The 20,058-nt window shown below is 64.7% G+C and carries 25 protein-coding genes and 1 pseudogene; 10 read left to right on the top strand and 16 right to left on the bottom strand.

The window, feature by feature from the left end; all coding sequences use genetic code 11:
* From H2040_RS12280 to H2040_RS12290, 3 genes are all read right to left on the bottom strand, one after another.
* On the bottom strand, positions 1 to 434 hold a 434-nt coding region (locus tag H2040_RS12280), incomplete at its 3' end, for a BCCT family transporter (protein ID WP_287157747.1).
* 95 nt (positions 435 to 529) lie between these two features.
* Positions 530 to 922, bottom strand: a complete 393-nt coding sequence (locus H2040_RS12285) for an MAPEG family protein (protein ID WP_022696965.1) — start codon at positions 920 to 922, stop codon at positions 530 to 532.
* An 83-nt stretch (positions 923 to 1,005) separates the two neighbouring features.
* Positions 1,006 to 1,941 (bottom strand): NAD(P)H-dependent flavin oxidoreductase, encoded by a 936-nt coding sequence (locus H2040_RS12290; protein WP_287157748.1) that lies wholly within the window; start codon positions 1,939 to 1,941, stop codon positions 1,006 to 1,008.
* An 86-nt stretch (positions 1,942 to 2,027) separates the two neighbouring features.
* On the opposite strand from H2040_RS12290, the gene H2040_RS12295 reads away from it, so the two are divergent.
* Together H2040_RS12295 and H2040_RS12300 are read left to right on the top strand one after the other, a co-directional pair.
* Positions 2,028 to 2,204 (top strand): DUF4169 family protein, encoded by a 177-nt coding sequence (locus tag H2040_RS12295; RefSeq protein ID WP_287157749.1) that lies wholly within the window; start codon positions 2,028 to 2,030, stop codon positions 2,202 to 2,204.
* 79 nt (positions 2,205 to 2,283) lie between these two features.
* Complete coding sequence (locus H2040_RS12300; protein ID WP_287157751.1) at positions 2,284 to 3,024, top strand: hypothetical protein; 741 nt, start codon at positions 2,284 to 2,286, stop codon at positions 3,022 to 3,024.
* A 57-nt stretch (positions 3,025 to 3,081) separates the two neighbouring features.
* On the opposite strand, the gene H2040_RS12305 is transcribed toward H2040_RS12300, so the two are convergent.
* Both H2040_RS12305 and H2040_RS12310 read right to left on the bottom strand, forming a co-directional pair.
* The gene (locus H2040_RS12305) at positions 3,082 to 4,251 is read right to left on the bottom strand and encodes a hydroxymethylglutaryl-CoA reductase (RefSeq protein WP_287157753.1); all 1,170 of its coding nucleotides are present in this window, start codon (positions 4,249 to 4,251) and stop codon (positions 3,082 to 3,084) included.
* Entirely contained in the window at positions 4,248 to 4,997 is a 750-nt protein-coding gene (locus tag H2040_RS12310; protein WP_287157755.1) for an enoyl-CoA hydratase/isomerase family protein, read from the bottom strand. The genes H2040_RS12305 and H2040_RS12310 overlap by 4 nt, the downstream gene beginning before the upstream one ends.
* A 181-nt stretch (positions 4,998 to 5,178) precedes the next feature.
* On the opposite strand from H2040_RS12310, the gene H2040_RS12315 reads away from it, so the two are divergent.
* Positions 5,179 to 5,571: a hypothetical protein gene (locus tag H2040_RS12315; RefSeq protein ID WP_287157757.1), complete on the top strand. Its 393-nt coding sequence runs from the start codon at positions 5,179 to 5,181 to the stop codon at positions 5,569 to 5,571.
* Positions 5,572 to 5,595: 24 nt separating this feature from the next.
* Here the strand turns inward: H2040_RS12315 and H2040_RS12320 are convergent, their stop codons facing one another.
* A complete protein-coding gene (locus H2040_RS12320) occupies positions 5,596 to 5,823 on the bottom strand; it encodes a hypothetical protein (protein WP_022696971.1) in 228 nt (75 codons plus the stop codon).
* Positions 5,824 to 6,433: 610 nt separating this feature from the next.
* Between H2040_RS12320 and H2040_RS12325 the strand changes: the two genes are divergently transcribed.
* Positions 6,434 to 6,745, top strand: coding sequence for a GIY-YIG nuclease family protein (locus tag H2040_RS12325; RefSeq protein WP_287157759.1), 312 nt, complete (start codon positions 6,434 to 6,436; stop codon positions 6,743 to 6,745).
* A gap of 87 nt (positions 6,746 to 6,832) precedes the next feature.
* Here the strand turns inward: H2040_RS12325 and H2040_RS12330 are convergent, their stop codons facing one another.
* The 3 genes from H2040_RS12330 to H2040_RS12340 form a co-directional block, all read right to left on the bottom strand.
* The gene (locus tag H2040_RS12330; RefSeq protein WP_287157760.1) at positions 6,833 to 7,267 is read right to left on the bottom strand and encodes a YybH family protein; all 435 of its coding nucleotides are present in this window, start codon (positions 7,265 to 7,267) and stop codon (positions 6,833 to 6,835) included.
* A gap of 76 nt (positions 7,268 to 7,343) precedes the next feature.
* The gene (locus H2040_RS12335; protein WP_287157761.1) at positions 7,344 to 8,744 is read right to left on the bottom strand and encodes a hypothetical protein; all 1,401 of its coding nucleotides are present in this window, start codon (positions 8,742 to 8,744) and stop codon (positions 7,344 to 7,346) included.
* A gap of 361 nt (positions 8,745 to 9,105) precedes the next feature.
* Positions 9,106 to 10,602, bottom strand: coding sequence for a UbiD family decarboxylase (locus H2040_RS12340; RefSeq protein WP_287157762.1), 1,497 nt, complete (start codon positions 10,600 to 10,602; stop codon positions 9,106 to 9,108).
* A 138-nt stretch (positions 10,603 to 10,740) separates the two neighbouring features.
* Here H2040_RS12340 and H2040_RS12345 point away from each other — a divergent pair, with 138 nt between their 5' ends.
* Positions 10,741 to 12,180, top strand: coding sequence for a PQQ-dependent sugar dehydrogenase (locus H2040_RS12345; RefSeq protein ID WP_287157763.1), 1,440 nt, complete (start codon positions 10,741 to 10,743; stop codon positions 12,178 to 12,180).
* A 41-nt stretch (positions 12,181 to 12,221) separates the two neighbouring features.
* Positions 12,222 to 12,380: a hypothetical protein gene (locus tag H2040_RS12350; RefSeq protein WP_287157764.1), complete on the top strand. Its 159-nt coding sequence runs from the start codon at positions 12,222 to 12,224 to the stop codon at positions 12,378 to 12,380.
* Here H2040_RS12350 and H2040_RS12355 read toward each other — a convergent pair.
* Positions 12,377 to 13,105, bottom strand: a complete 729-nt coding sequence (locus H2040_RS12355) for a sulfotransferase-like domain-containing protein (RefSeq protein WP_287157766.1) — start codon at positions 13,103 to 13,105, stop codon at positions 12,377 to 12,379. The genes H2040_RS12350 and H2040_RS12355 overlap by 4 nt on opposite strands.
* Positions 13,102 to 14,025, bottom strand: coding sequence for an aminotransferase class IV (locus H2040_RS12360; RefSeq protein WP_287157768.1), 924 nt, complete (start codon positions 14,023 to 14,025; stop codon positions 13,102 to 13,104). The genes H2040_RS12355 and H2040_RS12360 overlap by 4 nt, the downstream gene beginning before the upstream one ends.
* 110 nt (positions 14,026 to 14,135) lie before the next feature.
* Here H2040_RS12360 and H2040_RS12365 point away from each other — a divergent pair, with 110 nt between their 5' ends.
* Entirely contained in the window at positions 14,136 to 14,387 is a 252-nt protein-coding gene (locus tag H2040_RS12365) for a hypothetical protein (protein WP_022696979.1), read from the top strand.
* Positions 14,384 to 14,647: a hypothetical protein gene (locus H2040_RS12370; RefSeq protein WP_022696980.1), complete on the top strand. Its 264-nt coding sequence runs from the start codon at positions 14,384 to 14,386 to the stop codon at positions 14,645 to 14,647. The genes H2040_RS12365 and H2040_RS12370 overlap by 4 nt, the downstream gene beginning before the upstream one ends.
* Before the next feature lie 3 nt (positions 14,648 to 14,650).
* On the opposite strand, the gene H2040_RS12375 is transcribed toward H2040_RS12370, so the two are convergent.
* Positions 14,651 to 15,628, bottom strand: a complete 978-nt coding sequence (locus tag H2040_RS12375; RefSeq protein ID WP_287157772.1) for a mitochondrial fission ELM1 family protein — start codon at positions 15,626 to 15,628, stop codon at positions 14,651 to 14,653.
* Between the two features lie 120 nt (positions 15,629 to 15,748).
* Between H2040_RS12375 and H2040_RS12380 the strand changes: the two genes are divergently transcribed.
* Together H2040_RS12380 and H2040_RS12385 are read left to right on the top strand one after the other, a co-directional pair.
* On the top strand, positions 15,749 to 16,126 hold the full coding sequence (locus H2040_RS12380) for a BlaI/MecI/CopY family transcriptional regulator (RefSeq protein WP_287157774.1): 378 nt from the start codon (positions 15,749 to 15,751) through the stop codon (positions 16,124 to 16,126).
* Complete coding sequence (locus H2040_RS12385; RefSeq protein ID WP_287157776.1) at positions 16,123 to 17,538, top strand: M23/M56 family metallopeptidase; 1,416 nt, start codon at positions 16,123 to 16,125, stop codon at positions 17,536 to 17,538. The genes H2040_RS12380 and H2040_RS12385 overlap by 4 nt, the downstream gene beginning before the upstream one ends.
* Before the next feature lie 58 nt (positions 17,539 to 17,596).
* Here H2040_RS12385 and greA read toward each other — a convergent pair whose 3' ends face one another.
* From greA to H2040_RS12405, 4 genes and pseudogenes are all read right to left on the bottom strand, one after another.
* On the bottom strand, positions 17,597 to 18,070 hold the full coding sequence (greA, locus tag H2040_RS12390) for a transcription elongation factor GreA (protein ID WP_022696983.1): 474 nt from the start codon (positions 18,068 to 18,070) through the stop codon (positions 17,597 to 17,599).
* 97 nt (positions 18,071 to 18,167) lie between these two features.
* Positions 18,168 to 18,899 (bottom strand): hypothetical protein, encoded by a 732-nt coding sequence (locus H2040_RS12395; protein WP_287157779.1) that lies wholly within the window; start codon positions 18,897 to 18,899, stop codon positions 18,168 to 18,170.
* Positions 18,896 to 19,519, bottom strand: a complete 624-nt coding sequence (locus H2040_RS14330) for a hypothetical protein (protein ID WP_353844857.1) — start codon at positions 19,517 to 19,519, stop codon at positions 18,896 to 18,898. The genes H2040_RS12395 and H2040_RS14330 overlap by 4 nt, the downstream gene beginning before the upstream one ends.
* A pseudogene (locus tag H2040_RS12405) lies at positions 19,508 to 20,008 on the bottom strand (ATP-binding protein); the annotation flags it as partial. The pseudogene H2040_RS12405 and the gene H2040_RS14330, both read right to left, overlap by 12 nt.
* Positions 20,009 to 20,058 lie beyond the last annotated feature (50 nt).

Consider the following 20,058-nt stretch of genomic DNA (forward strand, 5'->3'; position numbering starts at 1 on the left):
CAGTGGAAGAAGGTGGTGACCATTGCCTGACGCGCCGCCTCCACCGTGCCGCCGTCCGCGCCGCCCGGCGGGGACGTGAAGTGGATGATCGGCTCCGCCACGCCGTAGAACATCAGGCCGATGCCCATGCCGGCGGAGAACAACATCGCGAACCAGGAGGTGAAGCTGTAATCGGGCGTCGAATCCTGCGGCCCCAGCCGGATGCGTCCCCAGCTGGAAAACGCGATGACGATGGAAACGCCCAGGAACAGGAAGACGCCCAGAAGATAGAGCCAGCCGACATTGATCGCGATCCAGGACTGGACGTCCGTGAACGCGGTAGAGGCGTAGTCCGGGGCGACAAACGCGAAGATGACGACGGCGAAGATGACAATGGCGGCGGGAAAGAATACCGCCGGCTCCAGCGTCTTTTCCTTCGGTTGGGCGTGCTCCATGAATTAGATCCTGGCTGCTTTTAAGACCCCGCAGCCATAACGGTCAGAGCGCCCGGCGCAACCCCGGCCCCGGTCAGATGGACGTCAGGCCGCGCCTAGCGAAGCGCGAACCAGAACAGCGCCGCGCCCTCGATGACATAGATCAGAAGCGTGATCGCGGCGCCCGCGACCCGGCCCCGCGTCGTGCCCGGACTGGCCGAAAGACCATAGGCGTGCAGGCCCCGTCCCAGGATCAGGAACACGCCCAGCGCATGGATCAGCAGGACCGGCGCGTCCAGAAGCGCCAGCAACAAAAGCCCCAGAAGCGCCCCCGGCAGCCATTCCGCGGCATTGCCGTGCACACGAACCGCGCGGTGAAGCTCTTCATTGTCGCCGTGGCCCAGCCCGATCTTGGAGGCCTGACGGCGGCTGGCCACGCGATAGGCCAGAAATACCAGAAGGAAGAGATTGAGCGCGGTATAGAGCGCGGCGGCTTGCAGGGCGGTCATGGGCGGCGGCCTCCTGTTTCAAGGTGAGGCCGCCATTATAGCCGCGCCGGGCGCGGCGGGGATAAATAAATTTTGCCGTCCTGCTATGCGCAGAGCGAGGCCTTCGCGGCCTGGTATTGCCGCTGGATTTGCGCCACCAGATCGCCGGCCGGCTGCACCTTGTCGATGGCGCCGATGCCCTGGCCCGCGCCCCAGATATTTTTCCACGCCTTGGCCTCGCCCGCCCCGGCCCCGAAATCCATCTTGGACGGATCGCTTTCCGGCAGGTTGTCCGGGTCCATGCCTGCCGCGGTGATGGACGGTTTCAGGTAATTGCCGTGCACGCCTGTGAACAGGTTCGAATAGACGATGTCGTCGGCGCCGGACTCCACGATCATCTGCTTGTAGGCGGCTTCCGCATTGGCCTCCTCGGTCGCGATGAAGGGGCTGCCGATATAGGCCAGATCCGCGCCCATGGCTTGCGCCGCCAGGACCGCGTCGCCGGTGGCGATGGAGCCGGACAGCAGCAGCGGGCCGTCGAACCATTCGCGAATTTCCTGCACCAGCGCGAAGGGCGACAGCGCCCCGGCATGACCGCCGGCGCCGGCGGCGACCGCGATCAGGCCGTCCGCGCCCTTCTCGATCGCCTTGTGGGCGAAGCGGTTATTGATGATGTCGTGCAGCACGATGCCGCCATAGGAATGCACGGCCTCGTTCAACTCCTCCCGCGCCCCCAGCGAGGTGATGACGATGGGGACCTTGTATTTCACGCAGAGTTCAAGATCGTGCTCCAGCCTTGCGTTGGAGCGGTGGACGATCTGGTTCACCGCGAACGGCGCCGCGCCCTCCACGCCGTCCAGCTCCTCGGTCATGCGCGCCAGCCATTCGTCCAGCAGGCTCTCGGGCCGGGCGTTCAGCGCCGGGAAGCTGCCCACGACCCCCGCCTTGCACTGCGCCAGCGCCAGATCCGGGTTGGAGATGATGAAAAGCGGCGCGCCGACAACCGGCACGGACAGGTTTTGCAGGATGGGAGGAAGCATAGCGTCAGGCGGCCATTGATTGCGGGACAGGACGGGCGGATGATTGGCGCGCCCGCGAAGGGGCGCTGCAAGCGCGAAGGCGAACCATGGCCGAGCTGATCAATCTCCGCCAGTTCAAAAAACGAAAGGCGCGGCAGGAGGACGCGGACCGCGCAGCGGAAAACCGCGCGAAATTCGGGCGCGCCAAGGCGGAAAAGAAAGCCGCTGACGTGGAGGCGGATAAACGCCGCCGGGACCTCGACGGCAAGAAACGTGAGGACTAGGCCGCGTCCCAATTTCCCCCGACCATTCGCGCAATCGGCCGGTGACTGATAAAACGCAATCGCAAGGGGGAGCGCCAGTATGCTGTTGCGCCGAATGATGACTCATGTCCGCGACCAGAACTGGGTCGCCGTCGGTCTCGACTTTCTGATCGTTGTGCTGGGGGTTTTTATCGGCCTTCAGGCGGCGAACTGGAACGAGGTGCGGAACGAGCGGGCCAATGAGGCGACCTATCTGAAATCGTTGCACGCGGACCTCGCCGCCTCCGCCAATCTTCTCGACGGCCATCTCGCGCATATAGCCAGGCGCCAGCATGCGCTTTCGACGCTTGCGAACGCGGAGAAAGGCGATATCGCGCGGGAGGGGTTCGACGACCTCATGCGCATGGGGCTGTATGAACTCGAGTTTCTTAGCGTACAGCGCAACACCTATCAGGCGCTGGAGAATGCGGGCCGGATCGGCCTTTTGCGGGACATCGCCCTGCAGCAGGCGCTGGTCGATCAGAGTGTGCAGATCGCGGCGATCCGGGATTACGAAGCGGACATGGCGCGGTTCCAGCACCGTTGGGTCGATGAATTTCTGCTGTCCGAATATCATCTGGGCAATGTGATCGCGTTCGAGGCCGCCGGGACGCTAGCGCGGCGCGATGATGCGACCGACTATCGGGATCTGCTCGACGATATGCGAATCCGGAACCTGGCGGCGTTTCTCTATGACATTCTGAATGAGCAAAGGCAGCACGCGGAGGCTCTAGGCGGAGCCTACGCTGACTCCGCGGCGCGCGTGGAGGCGCGTCTGGAACGGCTGGGGGCGAGCGAGTGACTCTGTCGCTCAGCACCAGACATCTCACCGGTCAGAGCATGGAATGAGGCCCGCGCCTCAGGGCCGGTTGCGGCCATAGGTTTCGTGGCTGTGGACCCAGTCATCGGCGAGGATGGCGGAGGCGAGCGACAGCTCCCCGCAGAGCGCCACGCCGCCGATGATCTCGGCCAGCTTTTTCGCCTTTCCCGCGCCGTAGCAATCCATGATCTCCAGGCATTCGCGCTGGGTCGGCAGGCCGGTGCCGCCGCCATAGGTCGCCACGATCAGCGAGGGGATGGTGATGGAATAGTAGAGATCGCCGTCCGGCGTCAGGTCCGTATAGACGATGGCGGCGGAGGATTCCGCGACGTTCGCCTCGTCCTGCCCCGTCGCGATGAAGACCGAGGCAATGCCGTTGGCCGAGTGAGAGCCGTTATTTATCGAGGCCGAGAGCAGCGCGCCGACGCTGGAGAGGTAGCGGTAGCGGACGAACTGGTCCGCGCCGGCCTTCATGTGTTCGCGCAGCAGCGCGTCCGGGATGACGCATTCGGCGATCACGCGCTTGCCGCGGGTGCGCAGCGTGTTGAGGTGGGAGTGCTTCTTGTCGGTATCCATGTTCGCCGCCAGGCGGAAATCGGCGATCTTTTCCGGGTAGGAATCCAGAATCCACATGCAGGCGGCGCGGGCGGCCTTGGTGACCATGTTCTGGCCCGCCGCGTCGCCGGTGGTGAAATTGAAGCGCAGCCACAGCATGCGCGCGGCGGAATATTGTTCGATGTCGCGCAGCTTGCCAACGCTGGTGGTGGTTTCCGCCTGCGCCTTGATCGCCTCGAAATTTTCCGTGACCCAGAGGCCGAAATCGCGGGCCTGTCGGGCGTTTTCGAAGATGAAGACCGGGGCGCGCTGCATGGCGTCGTCGACCACGCTGACCGTGATTCCCCCGGCCTCCCGCGTCAGGCGCATGCCGCGATTATATGAGGCGACGAGGGTGCCCTCGGTGGTGGCCATCGGGACGTAGACATCGCCCTCCGCATGCTCGCCGTTCAGCTTCATGGGGCCGGCGAGGCCCAGCGGCATCTGAACGACGCCGGTGAAGTTCTCGATATTGCCGCGCACCGCATCCGGGTCGAAGGAGAAGCGGGCGGTATGCTCCAGCTCCGCGCCGGTCTGCTCGCGGATGAAGTCCTGCCGGTCCTTGATGATGCCGGCGGTGTAGTCGTCCTGTTTGTTGCGCGGGATTTTCGTCATGAGCCGAAGCCCTTCAGGCGTTCTTCGGTGCCGGTGATCTCCGGATAGTCGCGGCGGATTTCCTCTTCCAGCGCGTCGGCGATCAGTTTTTCCTCGTGCATGCGGTGCAGGTCCTTGTAGGCGCGGACCGTGGCGGCGTCGTTGGCGGCGATGCGCGAGGCGGTCTCGGCGGCGTGCGCCTCCAGCGCGTCCTGGTCCGGCAGGGCGGCGTTGGCGAGGCCCCACTCGGCCGCCTCCGCCCCGGTGAAGGTGCGGGCGGTGTAGCTGAGCTCCTTCGCGCGGCGCAGACCGACGGCCAGGGGGAGGTTCTGGCTCATGCCCCAGCTCGGCCGGATGGCGAATTTTGCGTGCGTGTCGCCGAACTTCGTGTCCTCGGTCGTGAAGATGAAGTCGCAATGCAGCGCCATCTCCAGCGCGCCGGTGAAGCAGGCGCCGTGGACCTGGCCGATCACCGGGCAGGGAACGGCGCGCAGGGCGGCGATCACCGCTTCGTCCCGCCCCTCATAGACCCCGGCAAGGCGGCCGTGCTCGGGCGCGGCGGTCTGCAGGATCTTCAGGTCGACCCCGGCGGAGAAGGCGCGGCCCGCGCCGGAAAGGATCACCGCGGCGGGCGGGTCCTCCGCGCAATCCTCGAAGGCGGCGGTCAGGTCGTCCAGCAGCTCCGGCGAGAAGGCGTTCAGCGCGTCGGGCCGGTTCAGCGTGATGCGCGCGATATCGCCCGCGCGGTGCGTGATGACGGTGCTCATGCCGCGCAGCCTAGCCCGGTCCGGCGGCGCTTGGCGAGGGGCGATCTTGCGCGCCGCTCAAAGGCAAAAATGCTGCGCTACAGGGCCTGCAGCAAAAGCGCAGCAAAATATTATTGTGCGCCGCACAAAAAATAACACGGGTGCGTTGATCGCGGCCCGGTTTTGGGCAAGGGTTGCGGCCATGACCAAGCTGCACGCGCTCCTGGCCCCGCTCGCCCTCCTGACCCTGCCGGCCGCCGCGGCGCAGGCGCAGACCGCCGATACCGGGCGGGTGGCGGACGCGGCCTATTGCGTGGGCATGGCCTCAATGGCCGAGACCCTCGCCGCCGATCACGACAAGACCTATCAGTGGCTCCAGACCAACCGCACCACGGCGGATACGACCGTCTATAACGGCGTGCTGACCGCCTATGAACAGATGCAGCAGACGCTGAACCGGGCGAAGGAGACGATCGCCAATAGCTGCGGGTCGCTGCCGCTGACGCGGGAGGAATACGCCATGGTCTGTGCGCGGCCGCTGCGCGGCAAGGACGTCTCGAAGACCGAGTTCTGCCAGGGCTTCCGCTGGGACTAGGCGCGCGCCCCGGACGCTGCGCGCTCAGGCCAGCATGTCGAGGAGGGTTCCTGTCATCTCGTCCGCGGTGCGGATGATGGCGGCCGCCGCATCGGCTTCCGCCTCCGCGCGCTTCAGCTCCACCGCGCCCTGAACGATCGGGTCGGTCCCGGCCGGGGCGGCCCTCGCGCCGGCGATGGTCTGCGCCGCGTCCGCGGCCCGCGCATGGGCGGCGGTCAGGGCGGCGGTCCCGATATTGGCGATGGCGCTCATGGCAATGAGTGTCGCGGCATTTCCTTGCCTGCGGGTTAGCGGGAAGGGTTAAGCGGCGGTTATCGTCTCCGCGTCCCGTGTAAACGTCTGATCACCCCCTCTCCCATTCAGTCATCCAAAGCCCTCGCGGGCTTTGGGGCTTCATTGCCCTCTCCCCCATTAAGGGGGGCGAGGGTTTTATTGCTGCTCATGCGCCGAAAGCTCCGCAGGCCGTTTGGCCCGAAGAGGGATGAGGTGGAAGGGAGCGGCGCGTCGTTTCGGAACGCAGGCCGTATGTAGTTTTTAGTGTTCGCGGACCAAAAGACGCGCCGCGCGGCGTTTGACCTGCCATGACCGGGTGGGTTTGCGGCCGTTTTCCTCCGCAGTTCCCGCCGACAGGCCGGAGCGGGCGTGAAAGGTCAATCTCACCCATCGCGCTCCGGCGCCGCGTCCCCCGCCCCCAAAGCGACCAGGCCTTCGGTCCCCTCCACGGGCGGCAGACAGCGGTGAGTATAGGGGCGTTTGGGGCGCCGGGGATAAACTGGCGGTGATTTATTGTCCAAACCGCCTAAAACCCCGTCATCCTCCGGCTTGACCGGAGGACCCAGGGTGGCGCGAAGTGTGGAAATTCATGCGCGCCTTCTATGTCTACATCCTCGCCAGCGCCCGTAACGGAACGCTCTATATCGGCGTCACGAATGATCTGATCCGGCGCGTGTGGGAGCACCGGGAAGGGCTCGGATCGAAATTCTGCAAGAAATACGGCATCTCGATGCTGGTGCATTTCGAGACGTTCGAAACGGTGGACGCGGCCATCAACCGCGAAAAGCGGCTGAAGCGTTATTTGCGCAAATGGAAGCTGGAGCTGATCGAGCGGAATAACCCGCAGTGGCGCGATCTGTATGACGAGGTAGCGAGCGGCTGGCTCGGGCCTCAGATTTAAACTGGGTCCTCCGGTCAAGCCGGAGGATGACGGTGATAGAAAACGAACGGCGCGCCGCAGTCGGGCCGGACGCGCCGCCCGGACAACCTACTCCGCCATCGGCGAGGCGTGGTCGAACTTGTAGCGCCAGCCGTCTTCGCTTTTGACGCTGTAGTCGGTGTAGCGGCCCATGGAGGTGATTTCCTCGCCGCCGGCGGCCGGGGTCATGGTGAGGGTGTAGATGCCCCACTCGGCGTGGGTCTGGTCGTCGCCGTGGGAGCCGTCGGGCGCCAGCTCCAGCGTGATATTGTCGAAGGCGTCGAAGAAGCCCTGCCAGCTGGCCTGGATCTCCGCCCGGCCGCGGGCGGTCTGGCCGTCGGGGCCGTAGGATATGGCGTCTTCCTCGAACAGGGCGGCCAGCGCCGCCGCGTCCTCGGCCTCCATGCCGGCCTCGAAGCGTTCATTTAGATCCCAGTCCGAAGCGACAGCCGGACCGGCAATAAGCGCCGCAACAGAGGCGGCGGCGAAAAAGCGATGAGTCATGATTTGATTCTCCCCACGCAATCGGAGCGATTGCGTGGGGAGTTTAGCGATGTGCGAAAAAGACGAACAGCAAAAGCTATGCGGCGCCAAAGTCATCTGACGAGCTGCTTTCGTTCATATCCCGACCTGACAAGTCGACATCCTGAAGCTCATCTTCGTCCGGAGCGGATTTTCGCACTTTTGGCGCAGGCGCCTGCCAAGGCTTCAAGTTTTGTCCGACAAGCTCGTAAAAGTCGGGAACACTCTCTTCCAGAAGTTGGATGAATTTTTGGCGCCCGCCAAAGCTGCGGCCGTCCCCGACCGACATGAGAACCTCAAAGCTGGTTGGCGCTTTGCTGCGATCTTCATGCGAGATCGAGTCAATGTCTTCACGGACGACCGGTAGAGGCTTCTGTGTATACGGCGCGCTTCCCGGCCAGATAGCACGGACGCTCAAATCTTCGTCGCGGATGCTAAACTTACGATTTTCGTCTTCATGATCAGTTTTTATTTGTTTGAGCAGCCAATTGATGCGCGCCGAAGCGCTTTTCTTATCTAATGGAGCTTTCAATCGCATGCTCGCCTGAATTGTTCGTGTAGCTAGATTGGCACATATCTCCAGAGGAGCCGCAGCGTCGGGAATGGCGAAGGTTGCCGATAGAAATTTATCTGTAACAAGCTGTTCTGTATCATCTTTCAATCGCTTCTTTCGATCAGATTGATGCGCCCTTGGAATTCGCAATTCGACATTTCGTCCGGTTTTTCTGCTTAGAACCAACTCGAGATCCCGAGTCTCTTGGTGCCAGGCGGCGATCGTATTTTCGATTTCCGGCGAGCCCTTTTTCGGGATGCCGTCTTTCTGGATCAGCGAGACAAGGTCGCTCCATTCGGCGTTCATCTGATCGAAGCCTGAAGCGCCGGTGCTGTCATGGCGCAGATAGCGCAGAAATTCGCGCAGTATGAAGCCTTGGTCCTTATCGGTAACGCGATCATCGTCAGATAGAAGATTGGCCTCGGTCATGATGTGCATCCACGACCAGTGATAAACGCTCACAGTCTTGATTGAATTGGGAACGTTGTAGGGCGGCTGATCTGGAAATGTTGCAAATTCATTCGATATTGAGATCACCGCATCGATGCCGTTGCGCTGGGCCAAGCGCACGTAGCGGTCCATCTGTTCTGGATTGATAGTGGCGCGACCTACCTTGGCCTCGAACAGGGCGGACCAAGTTCGCGAACCGACTTTCAAGATCAGTAAGCCGTCTGGGCGATCTTTTGCAGAAATCTTGTCCTTGGGGAATTTGACCTCGCAATATGCGGCCATTTTCGCGCGTGAACCGACACGCTGACCGACTGAGCCGAGCATATTTTGACCGAACTCAAAGACGTTCGTCATGCATGCCAAAAAAATCGAAAGTGCGCGGCCTTCCTTTGAAGTATCCGCAACCACTGGAAACAACCGAGCTGGGTCACCCTTAATCTTATCGTTATCGATCATGCCGCTCCCCCTTAATAATTTCCAGAGAAGGATAGCCACACTTGTGTGGCTCCAACAAGCGGTTGTGCGATTTCAAATTACGACTCTCGAAAGAGTAAGAATCAATGTAAAAGTATCCATTATGGAGGATACGAAATGGCAAATTATTACGTAAACAAAAACGAGCAAAGTGATGGCTACCACGAAGTGCACATCGATGATGATTCGTGTAGTCACCCGCCGGAGGTTGCAAATCGCCGCGATCTTGGATGGCATTTGACCTGCGCGGGGGCAATTGAAGAGGCGCGCAAGATATACGCTAAGTCGGATGGCTGCTATTACTGCATTCCCGAATGCCATACACGCTAAGTTGTGTGAGGGGCTAACCCAACCGCCCCCACAACTCATCCACCCGCGCGATAACCGCCTCATCCATCTCCAGCTTCTCCCCCCATTCGCGGCTGGTCTCCGCGCCGATCTTGTTGGTGGCGTCGAGGCCGATCTTTGAGCCGAGCGCCTCTTTCGGGGAGGCGAAGTCGAGATAGTCTATGGGGGCGTTTTCGATGATTGTCGTGTCGCGGGCCGGGTCCATGCGGGTGGAGATGGCCCACATGACGTCTTTCCAGTCCCGCGCGTCGATATCGTCGTCGACGACGATGATCCACTTGGTGAACATGAATTGCCGGAGGAAGGACCAGGCGCCCATCATCACGCGCTTGGCGTGGCCGGGATAGGTCTTCTTCATGGAGATGACCGCGATGCGGTAGGAGCATCCCTCCGGCGGCAGCCAAAAATCGGTGATCTCCGGGAATTGCTGTTGCAGGAGGGGGATGAAGACCTCGTTCAGGGCCTCGCCCAGCACGGAGGGCTCGTCCGGCGGGCGGCCCGTGAAGGTGGTGAGATAGATGGGGTCGCGGCGCATGGTGATGGCGCTGACCTTGAAGACCGGGAAGGGCTCGACGGCGTTGTAATAGCCGGTGTGATCGCCATAGGGGCCCTCGTCGCCATACTCGTCCAGCATGACGTGGCCCTCGATCACGATCTCGGCCTCGGCGGGGACTTTCAGGGGAATCGTCTTGCACTGGACCAGCTCGGCCTTGGCGCCGCGGAGGAGGCCGGCGAACTGGTATTCCGAGAGGGTCTCGGGCACCGGCGTGACGGCGGCCAGAATCGTGCCCGGATCGGCGCCGATGACGGCGGCGGCGGGCATGGGCTCGGGCCGCTCCCCCTTCCAGCTTCTGTAATGCTGCGCGCCGCCGCGCGTGTGCAGCCAGCGCATCAGGGTCTCGCGCTTGCCCCGCTTCTGCATGCGGTAGATGCCGAGATTGGGGGCGTCGATCTTCTCCTTGCCCGGGCCTTGCGTGACCACGAGCGGCCAGGTGATGAGCGGGTCCGGCTCGCCCGGCCAGCAGGTCTGGATGGGGAGGGCGTCGAGGTCCGCGTCCTCGCCCTCCAGCACGATCTCCTGACAGGGGGCGTTTTTCACCGTGTTGGGGCGCATCGCCATGACCTTGCGGGCGAGCGGGACGAGGTCGAGGGCCTCCTTCAGCCCGCCGGGCGGTTCGGGCTGGCGCAGGAAGGCCAGCAGTTCGCCGACCTCGCGCAGGTCCTTGGCCGTGCGGCGCTGCTTGCCGTCCAGCGTGACGGCGCGGGCGACGCGCTCCACCGTGCCGAAGAGATTGATGAGGGCCGGCATGTCGGACTTCGAGCCGTCCTCCTTCACCACATTCTCGAACAGCATGGCGGGGCCGCCCTCATTCAGGAGGCGGCGGTGAATCTCGGTCATCTCCAGATTGGTGGAGACGGGCTCGGAGACCCGTTTCAGGTCGCCATCGGCTTCGAGAGTGTCGAGGAAGTCGCGCAGGGAACGGTAGGCCATGGGCGGCAAGCTAGAGGGGGCGGAGCGTTCGGGAAAGAGGCGTTTGCGCTGCGCGGGGGCCGATTTCTTGGAACCCTTGGCGCGGCGGCATAGTTTAGCGGGCAGTTTGCAAACACCCGCCCAGACATGGAGCCCCTCATGCGCATGATGCTGCTCGCCTCCGCCGCCGCCATCGCGGTCGCCGGATGCAATTCCGAACCCCCCGAACTGGACGCCGAAGACAGCGCCGCCCTGACCGAGAACGGCGAGGCCGACGCCTCCGCCATGGACGCCGGCGAGGACGCCGCCCCGGCCGCCGATGAGGCGGACGGCATGGCGGACATGGACGCCGGCATGGACGGCGAGATGGCCGGCGAAACCGGAGACGGCATGGAGTCCGGCATGGCGCAGAACGCCGAGACGCTGACCACCGCGCCGGTGGTGCAGGTCTCCGACACCGCGCCGGCGGAAACCGGCGCGCCGAATGTCGATTATGTCGAGCCGGCTTTTGACGGTCAGACGCGCGCCCCGAAACCCGCCGTGACTCATGCCTGGACCATCGAGCCGGTGGCGGATGGTCTGGACAGCCCGTGGGGCTTCGAATTCCTGCCCTCCGGCGCGATGCTGGTGACCGAGAAGGCGGGCACGATGCATGTCGTGCAGCCGGACGGCACGGTCTCCGCCCCCATCGGCGGGGTGCCGGAAGTGGATAATCGCGACCAGGGCGGCCTGCTGGACGTGGCGCTGAGCCCGGATTTCGCCAGCGACCGCATGGTCTATTTCACCTTCTCCGAACCGCGCGGCGAGGGCGAGAACGGAACCTCGGTCGCGCGCGGGCGGCTGGAGAACGGCCAGCTCAATGACGTGGAAGTGATCTTCCAGCAGCAGCCGGGCTGGGCCTCCACCAAGCATTTCGGCTCCCGCATCGTGTTCGCGCCGGACGGCACGCTCTATGTCGGGCTGGGCGAGCGCAGCAATAATCCGCCCCGCGACCGGGCGCAGGACCCGCAGGACCATATCGGGACCGTGGTGCGCCTGAACCCCGACGGCTCCGTGCCGGAGGACAACCCGTTCGCCGATGGCGCGGAGGGCGCGCCGGAAGTCTGGGCCTATGGCCTGCGGAACATCCAGGCCGCGGCGCTGCACCCGGAGACGGACGCGCTGTGGACCATCGAGCATGGCCCGCGCGGCGGCGACGAGGTGAACACGCCCGAGGCCGGCAAGACTTACGGCTGGCCCACCATCACCTACGGCCAAAACTATGACGGCTCGACGATGGGCGAGGGCATCGCGCAACAGGAGGGCATGGAGCAGCCGGTCTATTACTGGGACCCGGTGATCGCGCCCTCGGGCATGACCTTCTATGACGGCGAGGTCTTCCCCGAATGGCGGGGCGATATCTTCGTCGGCGGTCTGGCGACCATGCGGGTCTCCCGCCTGGTGCTGGACGGCGACCGGGTCATCGCCGAGGAATGGCTGGAAGCCCCCAGCCGCGTGCGCGACGTGAAAACCGGTCCGGACGGGGCGATCTATCTGGCGCTGGAAGCGGCGGACGAGCAGATCGTGCGCATCGTGCCGGACCAGAGCGGCGGGCAATAAGGCGGCTCGCGGACAGGCCGGGGCCGCGCTAGGATAGCTCCATGCGCGGCCTCGCTAATCTTTTCGGGTGGGTGCTGGTGGTCCTCGGCTCGGTGTTGATGATCTCCCCCATCCCGTTCGGCTTCATCATCATCGGCGCGGGAAGCGCGATCCTGGCCTCCGCCAAGAAGGGCGGCGGCGTGGACAAGAGCCTGCGCTAGGGCCGCAGCGCGCGGCGTTTCAGCGCCTCGTACGGGGCGCGGCCCTCGGCGGCGATGGCTTCGAGGTTTTTGGGCAGCGGGCCGGGTTCGGGCGAGGGATCGCCGAAGCCGGTGGAGCGCTCCACCGCGTCATACCAGACGGCGGCCCAGGCCCCGTCGCTGGCGCGCTTGCCGGCGGGCCAGCGGAGCATGTCCTCGCTGAACGGAATCCCGATGGCTTCGCAGAGGGCGCGCAGGGCGGCTTCCGGGTTGGCGAGAATCGTTTCCGATTCCAGCACCGGCCAGTCGCGGCCCGTCAGCGCGGCGACCTCCTCGTAAATCTCCAGCTGCCGGGTGAAGCCCAGACGCTCGGCGCTCGCATCCTCGAACCGCTTCACATAGGAGGCGGCGACGCGGCGCGGGTCGCGGATCAGGAAGAAATGCCGGGCGTCTTTCGCGAAGGAAAGGTCCGCGCCCCGCGGCAGGTGATGCACCATCTGCTTCTGATAGAAGACCGGCGCGCCTTGCGGACCGGGCGCGGCGCAGGCCGCGGCGACGGCCGCGCGGTCCGTCTCGTGGCGCGCTAAAGTTTCCGCGCGGGCCGGGTGCCCGGTGCCCGTCTCGGCCAGCCACGGGGCGTAGAAGGGCTCGTCCCGCACTTCCGTGTCGGGGCGGTTCTCCCAGCTGCGCATCATGGCGGTGGAGATGTTGCGCGGGCCGGACCAGCCCATCACGCGGACCGTCATACGCGGGTCACCCCCGCTTCCTCGTCCATGAGGTGCGCATACCAGTCCTGAAGCTTCTTCGCGACGGGGCCGCGCTCGCCATTGCCGATGACGCGGCCGTCAATCTCCCGCGCCGGAACCACGCCGCCGAACGTGCCGGTGACGAAAGCCTCGTCCGCGGAATGGACATCGGTGAGGGTGAAATTCTTCTCCCGCGCTGTGACGCCGTTGCGGGCGCAGAGATCGAGGATTTTCCGGCGCGTGACGCCGGCAAGGCAGAAATCCCCGGTCGAGGTCCAGACTTCGCCCCTGGTCACGATGAAGAAATGGGTGGAGTTGCAGGTGGCGACGAAGCCGTGCGGGTCCAGCATCAGCCCCTCGTCCGCGCCGGCCTTGTCCGCGGCGATGGCGGCCAGGATGCAGTTCAGCTTGGAATGCGAATTCAGCTTGGGATCCTGCACGTCCGAATAGCCGCGCCGGACCGGAACGGTGGCCAGCCGCAGCCCCTCTTTCAGGAGGCGCGGGCTGGGGGTCTTGTATTCCGGTATGATGACCATGGTGGCGGGCGAGGCGGTGAAACGCGGGTTCTGGTGCAGCGCGGTCTTGCGGCCGCGCGTGACCATCAGGCGGACATGAACGCCGGTGGTCATGCCGTTGGCTTCGGCCACGGCGTCCAGCGCGGCGCGGATTTCATCGCGGGTCCGCCCGATATCCATGTCGATGGCTTTGGCGCCCTGGAACAGGCGGTCGAGATGGGCGTCCAGGAACACCCATTTTCCGTGATGCAGGCGCACGCCCTCCCACACCCCGTCGCCGAGGATATAGCCGGCGTCGAAAACCGACACGACGGCCTTGTCCCGGTGAACGATCTCCCCGTTCACCGAAACCTTCACATCGGCGTTGCGGGTATCGTCCTCGTAAGCGTGGCTGCCTTCATCCATTTTCGCGACCTGTCCGATTGAGCGTGTTGTTCAAAGCCCACTGAACGGAAGGCTGAAGGCGATGGCAAGCCTTGCAGAACCAAAGCGCGCGAGGCGCGTTCAAAAACCGCATGAGACTGTTCCTGACGATACTGGGCGTGCTGCTTATCGCTTTCGGATTGCCGCTTTTCTGGACGCCGATTCCAGTGGGCCTGATCATGATCGCCACGGGAGTGGCGCTGGTCATCGGCAATTCCCGCCGGAGCCAGGACTGGCTGCGGGAACGCCGGTCCCGCAGCGCCCGTCTGGACGAAAAGCTGCGCGAGGCGGAACGGAAATCGCCGTCACGGATCAGGAAGACGCTGGAAAAAACCCAGCCATGATGCGGGCGCTTCTGGCCATAGCGGGCGTGCTGATCACGGCGGCGGGCATTGTTCTGACCGTTTCGGTCTTTCCGGGCGGAATCCTGGTGACGGCGGCCGGGCTGGCGCTGCTGGTCGGCAATTCAATTACCGCGTTGCGGGCGGTGCGAAAAAGCCGCCGCAAGCACGAGGCCGCCGACAAGGCCGTCGGGGCGGCGGAGAAAACCGCGCCGGAAACCATGCGCCGGGAGCTGAAGCGGACCGCGCCGCGCCAGCATTAGGCGTCAGGCGCCGCGCTTCTTTTCCCGCGCCAGAAAGCGGGTGGCGAGGATTTCCGCCGCGCGGTCGGTCTCCCGCAGGGGTTCGACGGGCCAGGATTCAACATCGCCCATGAACCAGCAGCCATAGCCGCGCGCGACCAGCGCGTCGTGCAGGTCCGCGAACTTTCCGTCGGAGCCGCCGACTTCCAGCATCATGACCGGTTTCCCCGCACTGACCGCCTCGGTCAGCATATTGGTGGAATCCGCGGTCACCAGAATGGAGTCCGCCGCGGCGAGAAACGCGAAATACGGATTGTCGCCGGCGCTGTCCCCCTCCCACAACCAGACATCGGGTTCGTCGCGCAGCTCCTTCAGCATGGCGTGGACGGCGGGCGGGCTGCGGCGCGAAGCGGTGATCATAAGGCTGGCGCCGGCCTCACGCAGGCCGCTCAACGCCTCCCGGATGCGGCCTATGGTGGCGCGGTCGAAACGGTGGCGTTTTGACGGGCCGCCGATCAGCACCGCGATGCGGGGTTCGGGCAGGCGGGCGATATGTTCGGAAAAGCGCGCTTTCTCCTCGTTCAGCCGCTCCCGGGTGATGCGGTTGGTGGAGCCCAGCGTGGAGACGACATTATCGCCGGTTACGCCGTCATGTTCCGGGGCGATGACGAGATCGAACAGGTCCGCCATCGGGCCGGGGTCCTGCACATAGACGAAGAAGGCGTCCGGGTAGCGCAGGCGGTCGCGGCGGGCCTGATAAAGCGCCGCTCGGCCGGCGCCGATCCACAGGGCCGGCGCGGTATTGTGTTCGTCAGCGCGGGGCGCGACGGGACGGCCAAGCAGCCGCGCCAGAACATCGCGCCATGTGGGGCGCGGCACATGGCGCACCTCGATTGTCAGCGGGATACGCCGCATGACCGCTTCGGCCAGTCCCAGCGCCTGATTTTCGATGCCGCGCCGCCCGTCGGACACGACATGGCACAGCCCGTTCCGCTGATTCATGAGACCTATTGTCGGACAAGTGCGGGGCAGTGACCAGAGAAAAGGCCGCGGGCGCGAAGAACCGGATTGACGGATGTCAGAGGTGTGTTACAGATGTAGCGAACCTGTTACGGAGACAGTATGCAGCCCCCCAGCCCCAGCGAGATGGCCGTTCTGAAAACCCTCTGGAACGAAGGCGCGTTGAGCGCGCGCGAAGTGCATGCCCGTCTGGGCGGTCCGCAGGACTGGTCCTATTCGACAACCCGCACGCTGATTTCCCGCATGGTGGAAAAGGGGCTGGTCTCAAGGCGCGATTCTCACGGCCTTGCCGTGTTCGCCCCCGCGCTGTCGAAGGCGGCCGTGCTCAGCGGCATGGTCCGGCGCTTTTCCGCCCAGGTCTTCGATCTGGACGCTCCGCTTCCGGCTTCCGCCTTTGCGGGCAGCCCGTTGCTGGATGATGACGATCTGGCGGAGCTGGAGACCCTGCTGGAACAAGAGGGCGGGGAGAAAGAAAATTGAGCGCGGGACTGGAAATCGCGCTGGCGGCATTGGCGATGACACTGCCGGTGGCGGTCTGCGCCCATGGCCTGGGACGCGCCCTGCCGGGCGGGCCGCGCGCCGACCGGACATGGGCGGCGGCCAGCCTTGCGGCCATGGCGCCGCTGGTTTTCGCTCTGGCGTTCTGGCGGTTCGGCCCGCCGGCCGCCAGCGGTTTTGATCCGGCATGGTTTGAAGGCCTGCGGGAGGGCGTTCCCGCTCTTGCGCCGCCGGAGGCCGCGCGAATTCAGCAAGACGCGGCGGATGCGCCCGGCCTGGCGGTCTGGCTTGCGGGGGTCTGGCTGGCCGGGGCGATCTGGCGCGGCCTGTTCGAGGCGGCGCGCAGCTGGCGCTTAGAGAGGCTTCTGGCCCGCAGCGCCGCGGCGCCGCGCAGCCTTGCCGACGCGATGGGAGCGCTTTCGGCGGAGGCGGGTCTGCCGCGCGCGCCGGCGCTAAAGGTTTTTTCAGGGAACGGGTCGCCCTTTTCGGCCGGGATAATTCGCCCTGTCGTGGCGGTTCCGGCGGGATGGCTGGCGCCGGAGCGCGCCGGGGCTTTGCGCTGCGCGCTTATCCATGAGCTGACGCATGTGAAGCGCGGTGATGCGCGCGCCGAGCTGGCGGCGCGGGCCGCGGGAATCCTTCTCTGGTTCAATCCGTTCTGGTTCGCGATCCAGCGGCGGCGGCGCGGGGCGGTGGAAACCGCATGCGACGCCGCGGCGCTGGCGGTGATCGGAAATGGCGGGGCGCGTCTCTACGCCCGCACCCTGCTGGATGCCGCAAGAGCGAGTTCGGGGCGCTCTTTCGCGGTCAGTCTTGGCGTAGCCGACAAAAGGATCATGGAAATGAGATTGAAAGCCATTCTAGGCGCCCCGAAACATACTGCCCGCCGGGGGGCGGGCCTGCTATCGGCCGCGGCCCTGCTGACCGTGGCGCTGCCGGCCGGCGTTGCGCAGGCGATGCACGCCGCCGCGGCGCAGGCCATAACGTTCAGCCAGCCGGTGCTGGACGGAAAGATCACCTCGCGCTTCGGCCCGTCCTCGCTCTCCATCCGGCCGCAGAAATTCCATAACGGATACGACATCGCCGCCCCGCGCGGGACGACAATCGCCGCGCCCGCGGACGGACGCGTCAGTTATGCAGATGAGAACGGGCTGAACGGCAAGGCGTCCTACGGCCAGGTGATCGTGCTGGACCACGGCGAAGGATACACCACGCTCTACGCCCATATGGACGGGTTCACGGTGATGGAAGGGGATCGTGTCACCGCCGGAGATCCGATCGGGTTTGTCGGATCAAGCGGCGTGACGACCGGACCGCATTTGCATGTCGAGGTGCGCCGCGACGGAGAGCCGGTGGACCCGGCCCTTTATCTGCCCGGATTGACGCAGGACTGACCCCGAACCGGTTTCGCGTCAGTGAAGCGCCGGGCCGCCAAGGGCGGTCCGGCGTTTTCTATTTCCAGACGACTTCCAGAATTTCGTAGGCCTTGGCGCCGCCGGGGGCGGAAACCTCGATGGAATCGCCGACGGCCTTGCCGATCAGGGCGCGGGCCATGGGGGAGGTGATGGAGATTTTCTTGTCCCGCACGTCCGCCTCGTCCTCGCCAACGATCTTGTAGACGGACTCATCGTCTGTGTCCTCGTCCACCAGCGTGACCGTGGCGCCGAACTTGACGGTGTCGCCATTCAGCTTGCTGACATCGATCACCTGTGCGCGAGCCATCTTGTCTTCAAGCTCGGCCACGCGGCCCTCGATCCAGCCCTGGCGCTCCTTGGCGGCGTGATACTCGGCGTTCTCCGAGAGATCGCCGTGCTCGCGCGCTTCCGCGATCGCCTGGATCACGGCCGGGCGTTCTTCGGACTTCAAACGTTTCAACTCTGCGTCAAGGGCGCGGTGCCCTTCCGCCGTCATGGGTATTTTTTGCATGTACAGAAAACCGTTTCGATTAACGCGGGCGTTTGACCTTCAAGCCCGTCGTTGCGGCGGAAAGACTCTAGGAAGCCTTTGACCGGGTTTCAAGATGTCAACGCCAGTGGTCGCCGATCCAGGGCGTGGGGCGGACATGTTTGTAATGGCGTTTGTACCACGGGGCCGGCCATTTGCCCTCCAGCGCCTCGTCCGGGTCCGGGTGGCCGGTAAAGGCCACGATGCGGGCATCCGCGGGCAATTCGGGGGTCTTGAACCAGTTGACCGGGAACGGCGGCAGGATGGAGTGCTTGAAGCTCAGGCACCACTCGCGCGGCCAGAAATTCTGCTGCGGAATGAGGTCGGAGATATATTGCTGCTCGATCCGCCAGCGTTTCAGGACGGCCTCGGGATCGGCCTGCACGCGGTCATAGATTTCCGGATAGCGGCCGACCGGAATGCGGAAGGCGGAGGTGTTGCCCACGCCCTCGCCCTTCTGGGTCCAGTTCTCGATAACGCAGTATTCGCCGGGCCTATGGCTGAAAAAATCGTCCAGAGGGCCGGTGATGAGGAGGTCGAGATCGAGGACCAGGACATCGCCTTCGGTGATATCGGCCAGCGGGGTCTGCCAGAGCGAGAGTTTGCGCCACGGCGTCCAGGCCACGCGGTCCGGCAGGTCGATGGCGGGCAGGGGCTGGGCGTCGATGCCGGAATCGAGGCCGCTCGCGTCCTCGGTAAAGCAGATGAAGCGGAAATCGTCCGCCATGTTCCGCTTTGCGGAGGCGTAGAGATGGTTGGCGTATTGGGGGCCGTAGCGCGTGCCCCACTTCATGCAGGCAATCGTGTTCACGTGGCGAACTTAGCGCGAATTTCCTGCAGGGACATGACGTCCATTTTCTCTTCGTCGGTCTTGGCGATGGCCATGACCGCCGCCTTCACCGCCGCGCGCGTGGTGTAGTACGGGATTTTCAGCTCCAGCGCCGTGCGGCGGATGGAATAGGAATCCTGCAGCGCCTGACGGCCCTCGGTGGTGTTGAAGACCAGGTCCACATCGCCGTTCTTCATGGCGTCGACAATGTGCGGGCGGCCCTCATAGACCTTGTTGATCCGCTCAACCGGCACGCCCTTTTCCTTCAGGAAGGCCGCCGTACCGCCGGTGGCGATCACGCGGAAGCCGATATCGGCCAGCTGGGCGGCCAGCGGGACGATGGCGTCCTTGTCCGAATCCTTGACCGACATGAAGACCGTGCCTTCGTGCGGCAGGGTCACGCCGATGGCGCGCTGGGCCTTGGAGAAGGCGTTTTCGAAATTGACGTCCGTGCCCATCGATTCGCCGGTGGAGCGCATCTCCGGCCCCAGCACCGGGTCGACGCCCGGGAAGCGGGCGAACGGCAGGGTGACGGCCTTGACCGCCATGCGGCCGGACCAGACCTGACGCAGGTCGAATTCCGAAAGTTTCGCGCCCGCCATGACCTTGGCGGCGATGGCCGCGATGGGCAGGCCGATGGCCTTGGCCACGAACGGCGCGGTGCGGGAGGCGCGCGGGTTCACCTCAAGGACATAGATATCGCCGTCCTTGATCGCGAACTGCACGTTCATCAGGCCGCGCACGCCCAGCGCCAGCGCCATTTCGCCGGTCTGTTTCGTGAGGCGCTGGATCATTTCCTCATCCAGCGAATAGGGCGGCAGGGCGCAGCCCGAATCGCCGGAATGCACGCCGGCTTCCTCGATATGCTCCATGATGCCGGCCACGAAGACTTCCTCGCCGTCGCAGATGGCGTCGGCGTCGATCTCGATGGCGTCGCTTAAGTAGCGGTCCAGAAGCAGCGGCTTCTTGTTGGAGACCACAACGGCGTTGCGGATATAGCGTTTCAGGGATTCGTCGTCGGCGACGATTTCCATGGCGCGGCCGCCCAGCACGTAGGACGGGCGCAGGACCAGCGGATAGCCCAGCTCCTTCGCCGCGGCGAAGGAGCTGGGCTATCCGCTGGTCCTGCGCCCGTCCTACG

The sequence above is a fragment of the Euryhalocaulis sp. genome, assembly GCF_013911995.1.
GTDB lineage: Bacteria > Pseudomonadota > Alphaproteobacteria > Caulobacterales > Maricaulaceae > Euryhalocaulis > Euryhalocaulis caribicus.

Coding starts and splice junctions, on each gene's coding strand:
- H2040_RS12285 (WP_022696965.1), bottom strand. CDS start 922: ATGACCGCCCTGCAAGCCGCCGCGCTCTATACCGCGCTCAATCTCTTC.
- H2040_RS12290 (WP_287157748.1), bottom strand. CDS start 1,941: ATGCTTCCTCCCATCCTGCAAAACCTGTCCGTGCCGGTTGTCGGCGCG.
- H2040_RS12295 (WP_287157749.1), top strand. CDS start 2,028: ATGGCCGAGCTGATCAATCTCCGCCAGTTCAAAAAACGAAAGGCGCGG.
- H2040_RS12300 (WP_287157751.1), top strand. CDS start 2,284: ATGCTGTTGCGCCGAATGATGACTCATGTCCGCGACCAGAACTGGGTC.
- H2040_RS12305 (WP_287157753.1), bottom strand. CDS start 4,251: ATGACGAAAATCCCGCGCAACAAACAGGACGACTACACCGCCGGCATC.
- H2040_RS12310 (WP_287157755.1), bottom strand. CDS start 4,997: ATGAGCACCGTCATCACGCACCGCGCGGGCGATATCGCGCGCATCACG.
- H2040_RS12315 (WP_287157757.1), top strand. CDS start 5,179: ATGACCAAGCTGCACGCGCTCCTGGCCCCGCTCGCCCTCCTGACCCTG.
- H2040_RS12320 (WP_022696971.1), bottom strand. CDS start 5,823: ATGAGCGCCATCGCCAATATCGGGACCGCCGCCCTGACCGCCGCCCAT.
- H2040_RS12325 (WP_287157759.1), top strand. CDS start 6,434: ATGCGCGCCTTCTATGTCTACATCCTCGCCAGCGCCCGTAACGGAACG.
- H2040_RS12330 (WP_287157760.1), bottom strand. CDS start 7,267: ATGACTCATCGCTTTTTCGCCGCCGCCTCTGTTGCGGCGCTTATTGCC.
- H2040_RS12335 (WP_287157761.1), bottom strand. CDS start 8,744: ATGATCGATAACGATAAGATTAAGGGTGACCCAGCTCGGTTGTTTCCA.
- H2040_RS12340 (WP_287157762.1), bottom strand. CDS start 10,602: ATGGCCTACCGTTCCCTGCGCGACTTCCTCGACACTCTCGAAGCCGAT.
- H2040_RS12345 (WP_287157763.1), top strand. CDS start 10,741: ATGCGCATGATGCTGCTCGCCTCCGCCGCCGCCATCGCGGTCGCCGGA.
- H2040_RS12350 (WP_287157764.1), top strand. CDS start 12,222: ATGCGCGGCCTCGCTAATCTTTTCGGGTGGGTGCTGGTGGTCCTCGGC.
- H2040_RS12355 (WP_287157766.1), bottom strand. CDS start 13,105: ATGACGGTCCGCGTGATGGGCTGGTCCGGCCCGCGCAACATCTCCACC.
- H2040_RS12360 (WP_287157768.1), bottom strand. CDS start 14,025: ATGGATGAAGGCAGCCACGCTTACGAGGACGATACCCGCAACGCCGAT.
- H2040_RS12365 (WP_022696979.1), top strand. CDS start 14,136: ATGAGACTGTTCCTGACGATACTGGGCGTGCTGCTTATCGCTTTCGGA.
- H2040_RS12370 (WP_022696980.1), top strand. CDS start 14,384: ATGATGCGGGCGCTTCTGGCCATAGCGGGCGTGCTGATCACGGCGGCG.
- H2040_RS12375 (WP_287157772.1), bottom strand. CDS start 15,628: ATGAATCAGCGGAACGGGCTGTGCCATGTCGTGTCCGACGGGCGGCGC.
- H2040_RS12380 (WP_287157774.1), top strand. CDS start 15,749: ATGCAGCCCCCCAGCCCCAGCGAGATGGCCGTTCTGAAAACCCTCTGG.
- greA (WP_022696983.1), bottom strand. CDS start 18,070: ATGCAAAAAATACCCATGACGGCGGAAGGGCACCGCGCCCTTGACGCA.
- H2040_RS14330 (WP_353844857.1), bottom strand. CDS start 19,519: ATGGCGGGCGCGAAACTTTCGGAATTCGACCTGCGTCAGGTCTGGTCC.